We start from the raw sequence: 16,226 nt of genomic DNA, 5'->3' as shown, positions 1-16,226 counted from the left end.
CACTTAAAAAGTGTATTTTTTATTCTATTCATAGCGGTCTAGACATAGTAAGTAACTCAATGAGCAATAAACTATAATTTAGACCCTTGATATATTAAGCAAAATTTCTCTCCCCTTGGTTTTTAACAAACAACAAAAGCAAATTTCAGTCGATTCAACGTTAATTGGTTGCCCTAAGTTAGCAATAGTAGGATAGTAAATTACATATAAAACAATAGCTTTATCTTAGGAGTATTATGATCAAAGTATTATTAGCGACCAGCTTAATTGCCTCTTCATTCGCTGCTTTAAGTAATCCTTTAACTGTTGAAGAACAGCGTATCAACAAAGCCCAATCGGCAATGCCAAATGTTTTAAATGCATTTACCTCACAAGTATCAAGTTTTGAGCAACAATTTAAAGAATTAAACGACTTTAAAAGTGCAAAAGCATTAGTACAAAACTTTAGCTTTGAACTGTGGGAAAACGCCAAGCAACGCATAATAAAAACCAGTAACTACGACGACCGAGAGCTCTACTGGGCACGCCTGCTTTCAAGTAAAGTAATACGCACAACTTCACCTAAATTCTCAATTACGCAGGCTCAACTAAATACTTTACTAACCCTACTTGAGGAAGGCAGTAGAGGCCGTACCGACCTTGCTTTTTCATCAGGCAGCACTAAAAAAATATTACTAACAGGCTTTGACCCTTTTTTACTCGATAAAAACATAAACCAAAGTAACCCCTCAGGTGTTGCGGCGTTATTACTCGACGGCCAAGTTATTAATTATAACGGCATAAGCGCAGAAATAAACACCGTTATGGTGCCTGTACGCTACGAAGACTTTGATCAAGGTATAATAGAGTCGCTACTTGCCCCCTACTACGCACTTAATAATGTGGACATGGTAGTAACCGTAAGTATGGGCAGAACAGAATTTGATTTAGAGCGTTTCCCAGGTAAACGTCGCAGTGTAACCGCCCCAGATAATGCCAATATTGTATATGGTGGAACGCAAACAAGCCCAGTAATACCAAAGCTTAATGGCCGACCACTCCCAGGCAATGAGTTTGTAAAATTTAGCTTGCCTGTAACTTACATGCAACAAGCTAAAGGCCCTTATAAGGTTATCGACAATCACGAAGTCACCACGCTTGAAAAAACCTATAAAGCGGGTTCGTATGGCGAACTTAAAAATAGTATTGCGGTAAATGGCGGCGGCGGTGGTTACCTGTCTAACGAAATATCGTACCGAAGTATTCGCCTGCGAGATGCGCTTAATTCAAGTATACCTACAGGACATATTCATACCCCACGGATACAACAATTCGAACCTGAAACAGAAGCTAAAATAGTAAAACAAATAAAGGCAATGCTAGAGCAAAGCTTAGTAGCGCTATAGTTTATAACAACCAATTTAAGCGCGTAATAAAGGGCAATAATATTGCCCTTTATTCTCATGCACTCTCCCACGGTTAATCACATGGTAAATGCATTCTTAAACTTTATTCACCGTGGTCTCGACAGAGTAATTAACTCGATGAGCAATAAACTAAAAAGCTAGGTATTTGATGTCTAGTCAAAATTTAGTGCCTTTGGTTTCAATAAAGCCTTGGATAAGGTTTTTATTAATAGAAGCTTGATTCAACTTCTTTTAGAGCTTCTTCGTCTGACAATTTTGAAGCCTCACAACGAACATAACCTTTTACCCTCGAAATTATATACTTTGCGGCTCCAGCAGTTTCAACATGCTCAAACTCATCTTCTGCTGATTTGATTACGTCATAATTGCCAGCACATAACTCTTTAGCTCTACGGTTAAACGTTTCATTGGCTGCATCAAAGTTAGTCCATGGTGAAAAATTTGTTTGAGCAGTAATTTTATAGACACCATCAGCAATAATACGGTCTTTGAAGCCCCCACCTAATGAGCTTTCACCGTCTTCATTTATATTGTGATAACTAGAGCACCCTGCAAATATGAATAAACTTAAAACAGTCAGTATTTTTTTCATTATTAAAACCTATTTTTATTAATATAATTATTTAAACTTCTGCATTTTAGGGGAAGTTAAATGAAAAAAATACTATGACTTTTACCAGCCCTCATATATCTGTCTAATTGCGATGTTCAGCAAAGCTGAACATGAAATAAAAAATATGTTCTCGCGCCTTATTTCACGGTTCATAACTTGGTAAAACGCATTTTCATACTCTTTTCGCAACGCCTAGAGATAGTAATTGACCTAATGAGCAACAAACTATAAATCTAGACCTTTAATATGTAGTCAAAATTTGGCGCCTTTGGTTCCAATAGAAAGTCGACTTGCTGCACAAATATTATAGGGCTTTGGGGATCTGCATGAAGCTAAATCCTTTTACCATACTAGAGAAATAATTAACCCCTCGCAGGGCGCTGAGCTTACGGGTAGCGGGAGGGGTGTTGTTACGGGTAATTATAGGGCTTAAAAGTTTAACTTCAAGATATTTGTAGCTTGGCTGATATTGGCACTAAACGATGACTGAGCCGCAAACCAATAGCCTTAATTAAACATCAATGATGCTCAATTAAAACGCTTAAACTCATATGGCGTTCTTTATTCAAGCCATGGTGTATATTCACATCAATCGACGTTATTACTAGGTGCATAGTCATATTTAAATTGAGTTAAATAATAAGAACACTTGGTTTTTGAATAAAAATATCAAGAAAACACAGCTGCCTGCTTGACTGGAACTTTCTAATGGGTGATCCCTCTGGTTTTTCTATAACCTAAAGTCATTATTCAAAAAATAATGTAGATAAAAACATTAAAAGTACGCAAAGCATAAAAATTACAAAATACACTTTAAATAGTATCGAGGCTTGAGCTGGCACCTTATTTCTATCACTTAATAAATTATAACATTTTGCATACCAATCAAATAAAAATACACTGCCATAATGAAGTAAACCATGGAGCACCATAAAAATATTTAGGGAATAATAGCGGTTTCCTGACTCTAAAATATCTTCAACTGTTCTGAGCTTTTTCTCTTTTAAATAAAAGGTTAAAGGTAAAATAATGATAAAAATGACACCTAGGCCAACACCGAAAAATATCAAATCCATTATTTAATCAACAAAGAAGAAAAACAGTCAATCTAAACCCAAATATGCAATAATGCATGCTAATAAAAACATAGAGCTAAATATTATAAATAAAATATAATAAAGCTTAAACCACACCTGTAAATTTTTCGGGACCTCTTTTCTTTTTTCTATTACTTTATAACGTCTTGCATACCAGTCGAATAGAAATATAGAACCATAGTGTAATGCTCCGCTACCAGCAGTTATGATATTTAATGAATAAAAACGGTTTCCATCATCTAGAGCATCCTCTATCAGACGTGTTTTTTTATCTTTTATAGCTATTAATATTGGTAATATTAAAAAAAAGAAAAGACCCGCAGATGTAAGAAATAGAGTTAAGAACCACAATTTAATAGGCTCCATTACTGTTCAACAACCTCATATATTAACTCGCCAGCAACCCCTCCAGCATGGCCTCCACCAAAACCTCCAAGTACACCACCTGTTCCACCCGCTACGATACCACACCACAAAAGGCTCGTTCCTCCGGATGGTAAACCAAAAACTACACTACATAATGTATAGGACCCAAGATAGCCTAACGCTGCACCTCCTAAAACTGCACCTCCAGCTTTGCCTGTCTCAACATACTTAGCCTTAGTACAAGCTTGCTCATTTCCTTCTGTGCATGCTTTTACAATATTTGCACTTGCCTCGACACCTGTCAGCGCAATCCCAACATACCCAACTCTTTTCAGGTTTTTGGCCATATTGGCTACTGTTTTATAGTTTTGGGCAAATTCAGGAATACTTTTAGCCATCCCACCTTGTTGTTGCCAATGATGTATCATGCTTTTAGAGCTTAATCCTAAATTTCGCCTTATATCACCCGCCACTAAACTTCCGCCTAAGGCTGGCTGAGCAAAGCGGCTTAGGGCTGTATCTAAACGAGTAAAAAGAAGTTTGCGCCTATGGAAAAACTGTTGGTTATTTAAATTGCCATGCGCATTGTATTGATTAACATATGTCTTTTCTAACTCCTTTAAAATCGCTTTAACTTGCCCAACGTGTGAATTCCAAGAGTTGTTAGCAACACCTAAATACAACCCATTATACTTAGCGACATTACTAAGCAGCTCATAACGCTTAGAAAGTATTTCTTTTTCATGCTCATCGAGCTCTCTTAGCTTTTTATCTACTTCAAGAGCTGAAGCCTGAAATTGCTGTTCTAGCTCAGTGCACTCCATTGTATTGATTGGCGATATCAACACGATCTGCCCTGGCTTTGCATAGCCATCAACAATATGTGAGTTTACAAATTTAAAGTGTTTAAATGTCTTTTCAGAAGGGGTGTTATAAAGTGCGATTATTAAAGCATCTATACTCATTCGCTTTTCTACAATATGAATCGCGTAGTCGTTTGGTACTAAGAATTGATCAGTCATATTCGCTCCTTGCGTTATTAATTACTCTAAAAAGCATACTACATCATGTAGTTTTTTTACATATCTCAATGCTTACATATATTAAAAAATGAATCAATAAAACACCCTAGGATAATTAGAAATACAATCTATAAAAATTATATTAATTTGTACAAAGGAGATGAGAGCTGTTCACGTCATTAAACAATACGAATGCACTTCAATATTAAAGCAAAGGCTTGCTTGATCAATGCAGTAAAAAAACATCTAAAATCGTCATCACTCAAGAAGGTATTTTCACACCCTATTCCAATGTTCATCGCATGATAAAACCTATAAAGCCGGTTCGTACGGCGAGCTTAAAAATAGTATTGCGGTTAATGGCGGCGGCGGTGGTTACCTATCTAACGAAATATCGTACCGAAGTATTCGCCTGCGCGATGCGCTTAATTCAAGTATACCTACAGGGCATATTCATACTCCACGAATACAACAATTCGAACCTGAAACAGAAGCTAAAATAGTAAAGCAAATAAAGGCAATGCTAGAGCAAAGCTTAGTCGCACTATAGTTTATAACTACCAATTTAAGGGCGTAAAAAAGGGCAATAACATTGCCCTTTTATAACCCGCATTAAGCAAAGTGTTCAATACATCAAAATCCAAGATCATTTAGTCTATTAAAATAGATACAGTATTTTAATCTATTAACTTCTATAGCTCACACAACGACATTTCATGTTTTGGTTTTGCTATTTTTTTACTTGTTAGTGTTTTTCCTGTTTCTGTATCAAGGGTTATAACATCCCAATTTTGGTTTTTATTGGTTGTTATTAATACTTTTAAGTTCCCCTTACACAGCTTTGGTGGAATGTTTATTTCAGTCCAAGATAATTCAATATCCCATGTACCATCCAGCCTATAGCAACTGCCTGTATTCATAGAGCTAAGCTTTGCCCACCCGCGTGGATGGCAAGCAATTAAATAAGGTTTTACAGCTACCACTGTAGACTTAGGCTTAACTTTAAAGTCTGTTGAGGTTAGACCATTCTCTTCAATTTGAAGAGCATCTCCTGCTGAACTAATAACATAAAAGTTATTATTAGCTTTGAAAAATTGTGACGCATAACCTCTTGTTAAAGACCAGTATTTTATTGGTTCCTTGTTATAGGGAATAAAACTCACATATGATGCATTACTACCATTTATTATTTTATAACCTCCGAGTAACCAGCCATTATTTGAGTCAAAAACAGTAGATACGCTATCAAGTTCAATAGATACTTCATTACCGTTAGGTAGCAAGTACATACTTGCAGCAAGCAGGTTATTACTAAATAAAAAAAAAGCACTCATCGTCACTGATAAAATGCAGATACTTTTATTAATTTGATTTATAACGTTCATGATATTTATATACCGTAAATGAAGTGCCTCGTTTAAAAGCACCTATGGTGAATAAGCGATCTCTATCGTTAGGTTTTAAATGAATACACCCATGTGAAGGTACCAATCGAACAGTCGAACCGGTTGTTTTTTCGGCTTCGTTCTCTGGCGTAGTGTGAAACATTTGCCCTGATAGACGCTCTTTTCCATCAAGTATTTTATTCCCATTAATATCTTTAAACCAACGAATAGCAGTAGGCCCGAAATCATTGAACACCCACTTGTCAGGTACCACCTCTTCTCCATACAATTCTTTATGCATTTCCATAATCGCACTACGTACAGGTAGTTTATATAACTGATTTAGACTTCCCCACTTACCACTTGGTAAGGCATACCAAATATCTCCTTTTGCAGGCATATCTTTCAACTTAGTACCCCAAGTTAGTTTTGATGTAGGCCAAGTAGGTGTTCTATAAGCTTCTGTTTTGTCTATTATATAATGACCTGCCGTAGTCGGCTCTTCGGCCATATTGGGATCATTACCAATTTGTGGAGGGCCTCCCATCGCTTCAAATTGAGCGAATTTCAAACCATTTTGCTTTATAACCAAAAGGTCCTGACCTGGATAAAAATGAACTTCCATATGAACTTAAACTCCATTTACTTATAATTTTATTTTCCTGAGACCTAAATAGAGGTATTTACATTAGGTCAGACAGCTAATTTTTTATACAACATTACTGTACCTAATAACCTAGTACACGTAAATAACTCATAAAAAAAGCCTATGCCACATCTAGTATCTTTTATCCTAGGAAAATAATCTTATGCTTGGATTCGTCAGAAAATCAACAGGGGGGTGCCCCCTTTGGTTTCCTTATAGTTTATAACTACCAATTTAAGCGCATAAAAAAGGGCAATAACATTGCCTTTTATTTTCTCACGCACTCTCCCACGGTTAATCACATGGTAAACACATTCTTAAACTCTATTCGTCGTGGTCTAGACAGAGTAATTGACTCGATGAGCAATAAACTAAAAAGCTAGATATTTGATGTGTAATAAAAATTTAGTGCCTTTGGTTTTACAGTTAACTGAGGGCTTAATTAGCTCTTAATTTATTTAATGCTATTCCAGATAGGTAACTCTTGCCAATTATCTGGAAAGCCCATTTCTGTTACGTCTACATTATAAGTATCAATTAAACTAGCTAACTTTTGCTTCAAATGATTGTTAGGGCTAATTAATCCATAAAGTAAGCACACATAAATAGTATCGAATTAACTTTAAAAAAGAGCTTTGCAGGAGCACTGTATTATCTCAAGCTTTAGCTATAAGTAATTGCGACTGTAACTGTGAATTTAGATAAATAATTATCGGTTTAAATAATAATTATAAATTTAAATGTTTTTATTTAGATAAAGAAATACAGGTACCAATGACAAACTTAATTCAAATAGTTTCATTCTTTATACGAGAGCTACATTCAACAATAAAAAAAGGTGAGCTATAAAAGCTCACCTTCTTTGTTCATTCGCAAACTTATTTATACGCATTCGCAAACTTATTTATCATGAACATCTCTGCTCTTAGTCGCGATAAGTCTCTACCGCTGGGCATGAACATACCAAGTTACGGTCGCCGTATACGTCATCAATACGTGTAACGGTTGGCCAGAACTTGTTTTTAGCTACTGCAGGCACTGGGAATGCAGCGTAAAAACGGTCGTATGCGCGGTCCCATTCGTTACCTAACACGTCGCCTTGTGTATGCGGTGCAAACACTAGCGGGTTATTTTCGATTGACCATTCGCCAGAAATTACTTTTTCAATTTCGCCTTTAATTGACACCATTGCTTCGATAAAGCGATCAATCTCACCTTTTGATTCAGACTCAGTTGGCTCAATCATTAATGTGCCAGCTACTGGGAACGACATAGTTGGTGAATGGAAGCCGTAATCTTGCAAGCGCTTAGCTACGTCCATTTCAGTAATGCCTGATTGCTCTTTAAGCGGGCGTAAGTCAACAATACACTCGTGAGCAACACGGTTGTTACGACCACGGTATAAAATTGGGAAGTGCTTGCTTAGCTCATGCGTTAAGTAGTTAGCATTAACAATTGCCATTTCAGTAGCTTGTTTTAAGCCCTCTGACCCCATCATGGTGATGTAAGCCCATGAAATAGGTAAAATAGCGGCTGAGCCGTAAGGCGCTGCCGATACCGCACCGTTACCGATGTTAGTACCTGGTACGTTAATTACGCTGTGGTTTGGCATAAACGGCGCAAGGTGTGATTTAACGCCAATTGGACCAACACCTGGACCACCGCCACCGTGTGGAATACAAAACGTTTTATGTAAGTTTAAGTGCGACACGTCTGAGCCAATAAAGCCTGGGCTTGTTACGCCAACTTGCGCGTTCATGTTTGCGCCGTCCATGTAAACTTGGCCGCCGTGCTCATGAATAATGTCACAAATTTCGCGAATTGTTTCTTCGTATACGCCGTGCGTAGACGGGTATGTGATCATAATACACGATAAGTTTTCAGACACTTCCTCAGCTTTTGCTTTAAGGTCTGCCATGTCTACGTTACCGTTTTTGTCGCAGTTAACTACCACAATTTTCATGCTCGCCATTTGCGCTGATGCAGGGTTAGTACCGTGCGCAGAGCTTGGGATTAAACATACATTACGGTGTGCATCGCCGCGTGACTCGTGGTATTTACGAATCGCGATTAAGCCTGCGTATTCACCTTGCGCGCCAGAGTTTGGCTGAAGTGATACTGCATCGTAACCGGTAATGTTTACTAGCCAGTCGTGTAGCTCGCCAATCATTATTTGGTAACCCTCTGCTTGATCTAGCGGGCAGAATGGGTGAAGGTTTGCAAACTCAGGCCACGTAATTGGGATCATCTCAGCAGTCGCGTTTAGTTTCATGGTACATGAGCCTAACGAGATCATTGAGTGATTAAGCGATAAGTCTTTGCTTTCTAGTCGCTTAATGTAGCGAAGCATGTCTGTTTCGCTGTGGTAGCTGTTAAAGTTTGGATGCGTTAGTACTTCGTCGTCACGTACTAAACTTGCAGGGATAGACTCGCTGCCATTTGCTTCAACGTCTGCTGCAATAGCGTCAACACTTAGGCCATGGCCTTCGCCTAAAATAATATCGAATAACTCAGCGATATCTGCACGTGTTGTAGTCTCTGATACCGAAATTGAATACTCGCCTTCGTGGTTTGTTGCAAAGTTTACGCCTTTTGCAATTGCACGCGCTATTACGTCGTCTTTGCTATCGCTTACTACTGTTAGCGTATCAAACCAAGTGCTGTGCTTAAGTGCGATGCCTTTAGCTTTAAGGCCACTTGCTAAAATATCAGCAAAGCGATGTATACGCTGCGCGATAGTTTTTAAGCCTTGTGGGCCGTGGTACACCGCGTAAAACGCTGCCATGTTGGCAAGTAATACTTGTGCTGTACAAATGTTTGAATTGGCTTTGTCGCGGCGAATGTGTTGTTCGCGCGTTTGCATTGCCATACGTAGTGCGTCGTTACCTAAACGGTCTTTAGATACACCAATAATACGACCTGGTAATGAACGTTTGTATGCGTCACGTGTTGCAAAAAATGCAGCATGAGGACCGCCGTAACCCATAGGTACGCCAAAACGCTGAGCCGAACCAAGTACTACGTCTGCGCCTAGTTTACCCGGTGCTTTTAATAGTAATAAACTCATTATGTCGGCAGCAACACAGGCAATGGCCTTTTTGCTTTGTACGCCAGCAATTAGGTCAGTTATGTCTACCACTTCGCCTGATGTAGTTGGGTATTGGAACAATGCGCCAAATATGTCGTGGTTTACGGCATCTTCTGCTTTACCTACAATTATTTCAAAACCAAACTGCTCGGCACGCGTTGTTACTACGTCGATTGTTTGTGTGTGTACGTCGTCGGCAATAAAAAATGCATTGGCTTTTTTAGCTTTTGATACGCGTTTTGCAAGGCCCATAGCCTCTGCAGCGGCTGTTGATTCGTCAAGTAGTGATGCGCTTGCTAAATCAAGACCGGTTAAATCTAGGGTCATAGTTTGGAAGTTTAATAATGATTCTAAACGCCCTTGTGCAATCTCTGGTTGATACGGTGTGTACGCTGTATACCAACCTGGATTTTCTAGTACGTTACGTAAAATTACGTGCGGTACGTTAGTTGGGTGGTAGCCTTGGCCAATGTACGATTTGAAAACTTTATTTTTGCTTGCTACTGATTTTAAGTAGCTTAGTGTTTCAACTTCAGTACGGCTTTGTCCAACTGTTAACGGTTGCTCTAGACGAATGCTAGCCGGTACAGTTTGGTCAATGAGCTCTTGCACACTCGATACTTCTAAAGCACTTAGCATATCGCTTACTTGTGCTGGGCTTGGCCCAATATGGCGGCGAATAAAATCTTGCTTTTGCTCTAGTTCTTCAAGAGATTTGGCGTTTGACATGTGTCCAGATTCCTATGATCCAAAAAATGTGGCTACTGCTGATGGGTAAACAGCAATAACTTAAAATTCTTATAATTTAACAGCTTACTTTGTATGGAAAAGTTAACTGTAAAATCATAAAAGCCCCGATATCTAAATAAAACACACGGGGCTTTTAGTTATCTACAAAGAATAATTATTCTTCGTCGATAGTGTGCGAGTAACCTTCAGCGTCTAATAAGTTGTCTAGCTCAGACTCGTCAGATGCTTTAATACGGAATAACCAACCGTCGCCGTAAGCGTCGTTGTTTACTGTTTCTGGTGAGTCTTCAAGTTCTTCGTTAATAGCAACAATTTCGCCACTGATAGGTGCGTAAATGTCTGATGCTGCTTTAACTGACTCTGCTACTGCACAGTCTTCGCCAGCGTCTACTTCGTCGCCAACTTCTGGTAATTCAACAAATACCATGTCGCCAAGAAGTTCTTGTGCATGCTCAGAAATACCAACAGTAAATGTACCGTCGCCTTCACTGCGAACCCACTCGTGTGAAGGTGCGTATTTTAACTCGCTAGGAATGTTGCTCATTTTATTTGTCCTTTGGTTTATATTGGGAGGATATCAATCACTGTAATTACACTGATTGATATAACCAAATTATTTAAATTATTGATTTACCGTTACGTACAAAGCTAGGCTTTACTACTTTAACGTTTACTAATTTTTTACGCATTTCTACTTGAGCTGTATCGCCTGTTGAACGTGGTACACGTGCAAGGGCTACACTAAAACCAAGTGTTGGTGAAAAAGTACCAGAAGTAATAATACCTTCACCACCATCAACAATTACTTTAGAACCGCTACGCAAAACGCCTTTTTCTTCAAACACTAAGCCAACTAGTTTGTCAGTGCTTTTTTCTGCGCGTTGCTTAACAAGTACGTCACGACCAATAAAGTCACGATCTTCTGGTTCCCATGCAATGGTCCATGCCATGTTAGCTGCAAGTGGTGATACGCTTTCGTCCATATCTAGGCCGTAAAGGTTCATACCTGCTTCTAAACGTAGCGTGTCGCGTGCACCTAAACCAGCAGGCTTAACACCTGCGTCTAGCAGTTGTTGCCATAAATCGGCTGCTTGGTCGTTCGGTACTACTATTTCGTAACCGTCTTCGCCAGTATAACCCGTTGTGGCAATAAATAAATCACCTACTTGAACACCAAAAAATGGCTTCATACCTTCAACAGCGGCTTGTTGCTCAGCATTTAAAAGAGTAGCTGTTTTTGCTTTAGCGTTAGGGCCTTGCACTGCAATCATTGCAAACTCTGGGCGCTCTGTAACAGTTACGTCAAAGTCGCTCGATACGTTAGCCAAATGCGCTAGGTCTTTTTCGCGCGTTGCTGAGTTAACAACTAGGCGGTAAAACGTTTCACTAAAGAAATAAATAATTAAGTCGTCTATTACACCGCCTTGCTCGTTAAGCATGCCTGTGTAAAGCGCTTTGCCTGGTACGGTTAATTTTGCAACGTCGTTAGCTACTAGCTTACGTAAAAATGCTTTTGCTTGAGGCCCTTCAATATCAACAATAGTCATGTGTGATACGTCAAACATACCTGCGTCGGTACGTACGCTATTGTGTTCTTCTATTTGTGAGCCGTAGTTGATTGGCATTTCCCAGCCATGAAAATCAACCATTTTTGCGCCCGCTTCTAGGTGCTTAGCATGTAGTACAGTTTTAGAAGTCATAACATTCCTTCACGTTTAAATTAACCCTGTTTAGGGCGTGGCTTAAATAGATATAAAAACAGATAAACATTGTTATGCTCGCCTGTTGTTTTTATTCGTTATGCGGCTTCACTATGCATAAGTGCAAAGCCTTGCGCTTGCATGTAGCTTTGCCATTTTTGTAATTCTTGTTGTTTAGCTACTAATACAAAGTGTTGTTCGTCGTTTTTATCAATGGCGGTAATAAATACATCACCGCTTTGTGCACCGTAGCAAAGTTGCGCGTCAGAAAGGCGCAAACCTGGTGTTAATTTAAAAGCATTAACTAGGGTATCAAATGCGTTGTCGCCACTTAAAATAAAGCTTGCTAGGTCGGTGCGTACTACATAATCAATATCAAAACGTAATTGCTGCTCGTTTATAAGCGCTTGTAGTTGAAGGCTTGCGTTGTGTGGTAGTACGAATCTAAAGGCGGTTTCGCTAAAGTAATAAACAGCAAAACTGTAGTCAGAATTATAGTCGCCATCAAGCGTGCCTTTTAAGCCTAAACCGCTGGCGGTAAGCTTAGTTAAATCAAGGCCTAAAATAGTGCTTAAAAATACACTGGTTTCGGTTCCGCTAAAATCCATTACAACGTGATTGTTGTTAGTTTGCAAAGCGTTAGTAACCGCACTACTTGCGTTGCTGTGGCGGGCAAACATTATTGGGTTAAAAGTCATAACAAACACCTGTGTATTTTCGATTACAAAAGTATATTGCCCACGTCTATCAACAACAAATTGTAATTATTTATCAACTGATAAATAATACTTATATATATGGCTATATAAATTGTAATTTTAAATATGAAAAACATATCAACAGACGGTTTACGTACTTTTGTAATGGTAGTTGAAATAGGTGGCTTTGCTAAAGCAGGCGATTTACTTGGCCTGTCGCAACCTGCTGTAAGTTTGCAAATCAAGCGCTTAGAAGACGTGCTCGGCTATAAACTATTTAAAAAACAAGGGCAGCGCCAAGTATTAAACCAGTACGGCGAGCTATTATTGCCTATGGCAAAACAAATGATGCAACACAACGATGCTATTTTGCAGCAGTTCACCTCAGAAAACATTGCAGGTAAAGTGCGCTTGGGTATTCCGAGCGAATTTGCAGCGCGTATTTTACCCTCAATTATTGGCGACTTTGTGGCGCTCTACCCTGAGGTGTCGTTAGAGGTTAAGTCGCGTTTAAGTAAGCATTTGCTTTCGGCTTCTCGCCAAGATCAGTTTGATTTAGTACTTGCGCTAAATGAGCGACTCAACTCTGATAAGTTTCCTATTTTTATGCAAGACGAACTAGTGTGGGTGGGCGACCTGTCACTTGCGCATAATGAGGTGGTTACCCTCGTTACCGCACCAGAGGGATGTATTTATCGTCGCCGTGCTACTGATGCATTAAAAAGTGCAGGCATTAAATACCGAATAGTTTATAGCAACGCCGATTTAACCGGCCTTATTGCTGCATTAAAAGAAGGCTTAGGTATTACGGTACTTGCCAAAAGTACAGTACCGAGTGAGCTTAACTATCAGGTTCAAACCAAGCATTTACCAGCTCTTGGTAATATTGGTATTAGCTTGGTTAAAAGTTCGGGTGAGTCGGAAAATGCGGTAGATAAACTCGCTGAATTTATAGCTCTACGCTTGGGCTAGCGCTTACGTAGCACATATAATTCGTTCAGCCTTTATAGTTAGTAAAACAATTACAAAACAATACAAAAGAAACAATTTAGTTAATTAAGTTGCATAAGCAGGTGTTTTTAGTTCTATTAAACTGAATAATTAAATAGTTAATAACATTGATTCGCATTCGTTAACGTGTTCAAATTGCGCCAATTAAGATAATTGACATGATTAGGAACACAATGAACCCTAAGTTTTTAGTATCTACTTTGGCAACTGCGGTTGCTTTGTCTTTTAGTGCTACTGCAATAGCAAAAGACACCAGCAATAAAGAACAACGCTTTGAACAAATTACTGTTATTGGCTCTCAGCAGGCAATTAACGATATTCCTGGTTCAGCTACGTTTATTTCTGAAGAAGATCTGCAAAAATTCCAGTTTACCGATATTTCTCGCGTTTTAGCGTCTGTTCCGGGCGTTTACGTGCAAGAAGAAGACGGTTATGGCCTTCGTCCTAATATTGGTATGCGCGGTACAGGTACTGGCCGTAACGATAAAATATCAGTAATGGAAGACGGTGTATTAGTTGCACCAGCACCATATTCAGCACCTTCTGCATACTACTTCCCTACTATGGGTCGTATGGAATCTATTGAAGTATTAAAAGGCGCAGCCTCAGTTAAGTACGGCCCGCGTACTACAGGTGGTGTTTTAAACTTACTTTCGCGCAGCTTACCAACTGAGCCAAATAGCTCAAAAGGTTTGGTAGATGCAGCCCTTGGTAGCGACGGTTACTACAAAGGCCACGCTTACTTTGGTAAAGAAAAAAATAACACAGCGGGTTTAATTGAAGTATTTACTTACGGCGCAGACGGCTTTAAAGAGCTGCCAGTAGGCAATGACAACACCGGCTTTGAAAAAACAGATTTACTATTAAAGTTTGGCCATACGTTTGGTCAAAACGATGCGCATAATCTTGAGCTAAAAATTAAGTACTCTGACGAAACATCAGACGAAACATACATGGGCTTAACTGACGAAGACTATCAAGAAAGTCCTTACCGTCGTTATGCTGCATCGCAAAACGATGAAATGAATACTCGCCATAACGCATACCAACTTAACTACGCGTACCGTTTTGGTGATGGCTATGAATTTTTAGCAACGGCTTACTTAAACGATTTTCATCGTAACTGGTATAAAGCCAGCAGCGTAGGCTTAAGTACTCTTGAGCAGTACAGCGATTTTGAAGCAAACCCAACAAGCGAAGGCATTGAAGGTATTGGTGTTAAAGCTAATAACCGCGACTACCAAGCTAAAGGTATTCAGTCTGAATTACATATTCCTGCAGGCGATCACTATGTGACTGTTGGCGTACGTTACCACGAAGACGAAATGGATCGTTTTCAGTGGGAAGACAAATACACACTTAATCAAGACCTAAGCTTAACGCTTACAGAGCAAGGCGTTCCGGGCTCTGATAGCAACCGCGTAGATAGTGCAGAAGCAAGCACCTTGTTTATTCAAGACGAGTGGACAATTGACGCATTAGTAGTAAGTGCAGGTCTTCGTTATGAAGACATTACTATTACTCGTGAAGAGTGGTCTAAATCAGATCCAACACGCAGCAACGGTTTAACTAAAGATGTGTCGAACGACACTGAAATTTTAGTGCCGTCACTAGGTGCTACTTACACACTTAACGAAAGCGTAACGCTACTTGCGGGCATTCAAAAAGGGTATGCACCAGCAGCACCTGGTAATGCTGACCAAGAAGAAGAAGAAAGTGTAAACATTGAGTTTGGCTCTCGCTTTAATATGGATGGCTTTAGCGGTGAAGTAATTGCCTTTTACTCAGACTACGACAACATGCACGGTAACTGTACTGCAGCGGTTGGTTGTAGCGACGACAACATTGGCGACCAATACAACTACGGTGAAGTAGAAGTAGCGGGCTTTGAATTTAGTGCAGCACGTACGTTTGCAACTGATACAGCTATGTTCCCAGTTAAATTAACGTACACCTACACAGACTCTGAGTTTAAAAACGATTTTGATTCAGAAATTTGGGGCGCGGTAGAAAAAGGCGATGCAATGCCTTACGTACCAGAAAACCAAGTAGCGTTATCGTTAGGTGCTGAGTTTTCTGCGTTTGTAGTTAACAGCCAAATACGTTACGTATCTGATGCGCATGCTAACTTAACGCAGTCGGGCTTAAACGCAATTGATAGCCGCGTAGTATGGGATTTAGCCGCTAAATACTTAATCGATGAAAATCAAAAAGTATACCTAAACGTTGATAACTTGTTTGATAAAACATACGTTGCTAACCGTTCAAACGGTGGCATTCAGCCAGGTAAGCCACGTACGGTACAGATGGGCTACACTTATAGCTTTTAAGCTTAAAGCACTACACATCTAAATTATTGCCTTGTTATTAAACCGTTTACCTGCGCTTTGTATAGGAGAATGTTTCACTAACAGCGTTGATAATTTTTTATGTAAGATCACTAC

The 16,226-nt window shown here is 39.3% G+C and carries 13 protein-coding genes and 1 pseudogene; 4 read left to right on the top strand and 10 right to left on the bottom strand.

The features are described 5' to 3' along the window. The first annotated feature begins 236 nt into the window (after window positions 1–236). Window positions 237–1,385, top strand: coding sequence for a hypothetical protein (locus H5159_RS01885; protein ID WP_182732793.1), 1,149 nt, complete (start codon window positions 237–239; stop codon window positions 1,383–1,385). A gap of 226 nt (window positions 1,386–1,611) precedes the next feature. Here H5159_RS01885 and H5159_RS01880 read toward each other — a convergent pair whose 3' ends face one another. The 4 genes from H5159_RS01880 to H5159_RS01865 all read right to left on the bottom strand — a co-directional run bounded on the left by H5159_RS01880 (window position 1,612) and on the right by H5159_RS01865 (window position 4,504). Further along, window positions 1,612–1,998, bottom strand: coding sequence for a hypothetical protein (locus H5159_RS01880; RefSeq protein WP_182732794.1), 387 nt, complete (start codon window positions 1,996–1,998; stop codon window positions 1,612–1,614). 767 nt (window positions 1,999–2,765) lie between these two features. Further along, on the bottom strand, window positions 2,766–3,095 hold the full coding sequence (locus H5159_RS01875) for a hypothetical protein (protein ID WP_182732795.1): 330 nt from the start codon (window positions 3,093–3,095) through the stop codon (window positions 2,766–2,768). Between the two features lie 27 nt (window positions 3,096–3,122). After that, window positions 3,123–3,482 (bottom strand): hypothetical protein, encoded by a 360-nt coding sequence (locus H5159_RS01870; RefSeq protein WP_182723929.1) that lies wholly within the window; start codon window positions 3,480–3,482, stop codon window positions 3,123–3,125. Next, the gene (locus tag H5159_RS01865; protein ID WP_182732796.1) at window positions 3,482–4,504 is read right to left on the bottom strand and encodes a hypothetical protein; all 1,023 of its coding nucleotides are present in this window, start codon (window positions 4,502–4,504) and stop codon (window positions 3,482–3,484) included. Before H5159_RS01865 ends, H5159_RS01870 begins: the two co-directional genes overlap by 1 nt. Before the next feature lie 304 nt (window positions 4,505–4,808). On the opposite strand from H5159_RS01865, the pseudogene H5159_RS20955 reads away from it, so the two are divergent. Continuing rightward, window positions 4,809–5,054: pseudogene (locus tag H5159_RS20955) on the top strand (hypothetical protein); the annotation flags it as partial. Window positions 5,055–5,196: 142 nt separating this feature from the next. On the opposite strand, the gene H5159_RS01860 reads toward H5159_RS20955, so the two are convergent. The 6 genes from H5159_RS01860 to H5159_RS01835 form a co-directional block, all read right to left on the bottom strand. Then, complete coding sequence (locus tag H5159_RS01860) at window positions 5,197–5,889, bottom strand: hypothetical protein (RefSeq protein ID WP_149606975.1); 693 nt, start codon at window positions 5,887–5,889, stop codon at window positions 5,197–5,199. Further along, window positions 5,867–6,514, bottom strand: coding sequence for a L,D-transpeptidase family protein (locus tag H5159_RS01855; RefSeq protein ID WP_149606974.1), 648 nt, complete (start codon window positions 6,512–6,514; stop codon window positions 5,867–5,869). The genes H5159_RS01860 and H5159_RS01855 overlap by 23 nt, the downstream gene beginning before the upstream one ends. Window positions 6,515–7,460: 946 nt before the next feature. Beyond that, window positions 7,461–10,352, bottom strand: coding sequence for an aminomethyl-transferring glycine dehydrogenase (gene gcvP, locus H5159_RS01850; protein WP_182752438.1), 2,892 nt, complete (start codon window positions 10,350–10,352; stop codon window positions 7,461–7,463). Window positions 10,353–10,527: 175 nt separating this feature from the next. Next, a complete protein-coding gene (gene gcvH / locus H5159_RS01845; RefSeq protein ID WP_024590231.1) occupies window positions 10,528–10,917 on the bottom strand; it encodes a glycine cleavage system protein GcvH in 390 nt (129 codons plus the stop codon). A gap of 73 nt (window positions 10,918–10,990) precedes the next feature. Next, window positions 10,991–12,073: a glycine cleavage system aminomethyltransferase GcvT gene (gene gcvT / locus H5159_RS01840; protein ID WP_024590230.1), complete on the bottom strand. Its 1,083-nt coding sequence runs from the start codon at window positions 12,071–12,073 to the stop codon at window positions 10,991–10,993. 98 nt (window positions 12,074–12,171) lie between these two features. Next, window positions 12,172–12,771 (bottom strand): hypothetical protein, encoded by a 600-nt coding sequence (locus tag H5159_RS01835; RefSeq protein ID WP_002958026.1) that lies wholly within the window; start codon window positions 12,769–12,771, stop codon window positions 12,172–12,174. Between the two features lie 126 nt (window positions 12,772–12,897). Here H5159_RS01835 and H5159_RS01830 point away from each other — a divergent pair, with 126 nt between their 5' ends. Both H5159_RS01830 and H5159_RS01825 read left to right on the top strand, forming a co-directional pair. Beyond that, window positions 12,898–13,743 (top strand): LysR family transcriptional regulator, encoded by an 846-nt coding sequence (locus H5159_RS01830; RefSeq protein WP_002958025.1) that lies wholly within the window; start codon window positions 12,898–12,900, stop codon window positions 13,741–13,743. A 212-nt stretch (window positions 13,744–13,955) separates the two neighbouring features. Further along, window positions 13,956–16,112, top strand: coding sequence for a TonB-dependent receptor domain-containing protein (locus H5159_RS01825; RefSeq protein WP_182693970.1), 2,157 nt, complete (start codon window positions 13,956–13,958; stop codon window positions 16,110–16,112). Window positions 16,113–16,226 lie beyond the last annotated feature (114 nt).

This window comes from Pseudoalteromonas sp. SG43-1, assembly GCF_014164415.1.
Lineage (GTDB): Bacteria > Pseudomonadota > Gammaproteobacteria > Enterobacterales > Alteromonadaceae > Pseudoalteromonas > Pseudoalteromonas distincta.
This window is presented reverse-complemented; position numbering and strand designations above follow the sequence as displayed.

Coding starts and splice junctions, on each gene's coding strand:
- gcvP (WP_182752438.1), bottom strand. CDS start 10,352: ATGTCAAACGCCAAATCTCTTGAAGAACTAGAGCAAAAGCAAGATTTT.
- H5159_RS01830 (WP_002958025.1), top strand. CDS start 12,898: ATGAAAAACATATCAACAGACGGTTTACGTACTTTTGTAATGGTAGTT.
- H5159_RS01875 (WP_182732795.1), bottom strand. CDS start 3,095: ATGGATTTGATATTTTTCGGTGTTGGCCTAGGTGTCATTTTTATCATT.
- H5159_RS01835 (WP_002958026.1), bottom strand. CDS start 12,771: ATGACTTTTAACCCAATAATGTTTGCCCGCCACAGCAACGCAAGTAGT.
- H5159_RS01885 (WP_182732793.1), top strand. CDS start 237: ATGATCAAAGTATTATTAGCGACCAGCTTAATTGCCTCTTCATTCGCT.
- gcvH (WP_024590231.1), bottom strand. CDS start 10,917: ATGAGCAACATTCCTAGCGAGTTAAAATACGCACCTTCACACGAGTGG.
- H5159_RS01855 (WP_149606974.1), bottom strand. CDS start 6,514: ATGGAAGTTCATTTTTATCCAGGTCAGGACCTTTTGGTTATAAAGCAA.
- H5159_RS01825 (WP_182693970.1), top strand. CDS start 13,956: ATGAACCCTAAGTTTTTAGTATCTACTTTGGCAACTGCGGTTGCTTTG.
- H5159_RS01865 (WP_182732796.1), bottom strand. CDS start 4,504: ATGACTGATCAATTCTTAGTACCAAACGACTACGCGATTCATATTGTA.
- H5159_RS01870 (WP_182723929.1), bottom strand. CDS start 3,482: ATGGAGCCTATTAAATTGTGGTTCTTAACTCTATTTCTTACATCTGCG.
- gcvT (WP_024590230.1), bottom strand. CDS start 12,073: ATGACTTCTAAAACTGTACTACATGCTAAGCACCTAGAAGCGGGCGCA.
- H5159_RS01880 (WP_182732794.1), bottom strand. CDS start 1,998: ATGAAAAAAATACTGACTGTTTTAAGTTTATTCATATTTGCAGGGTGC.
- H5159_RS01860 (WP_149606975.1), bottom strand. CDS start 5,889: ATGAACGTTATAAATCAAATTAATAAAAGTATCTGCATTTTATCAGTG.